This is a genomic window from Pseudomonas persica (assembly GCF_900291015.1).
Taxonomy (GTDB): Bacteria; Pseudomonadota; Gammaproteobacteria; order Pseudomonadales; family Pseudomonadaceae; genus Aquipseudomonas.
In genome coordinates this window covers 1-276 of the sequence record NZ_OLKL01000126.1, presented here as the reverse complement: position 1 = coordinate 276, position 276 = coordinate 1, and the positions used below count along the sequence as shown (strand labels likewise).

Genomic DNA, 276 nt, shown 5'->3' with positions numbered 1-276 from the left:
TTACTGAGCTCAGTGAGTTGGTCACTCAGCAGAATTTAGCCATTGGCGAATTAGACCAAGCAAGCAGTGATGTAGCAGAGTCTGTCGTCGGCAGTAAAGCGATTGCCGAAGACATTCAGACGATTAGTGATCAACTTGGTCAGCAAATCCATGAGGGCACGGAACTCTCCGAGCGCTTACGCTCTGTCATGCCTTAAATTTTACTTAGAATAACTGGATACCTATCCAGTTATTCTATATCCTAAGCCCTATTGCAACTTACATGAGACATTGAAC

Annotated in this window: 1 protein-coding gene; it reads left to right on the top strand. The window is 44.2% G+C overall.

All coding sequences use genetic code 11. The features are described 5' to 3' along the window. Positions 1–197 (top strand): hypothetical protein (locus tag FQ664_RS27535; RefSeq protein WP_218570423.1); only part of this gene is annotated, 197 nt, incomplete at its 5' end. Positions 198–276 lie beyond the last annotated feature (79 nt).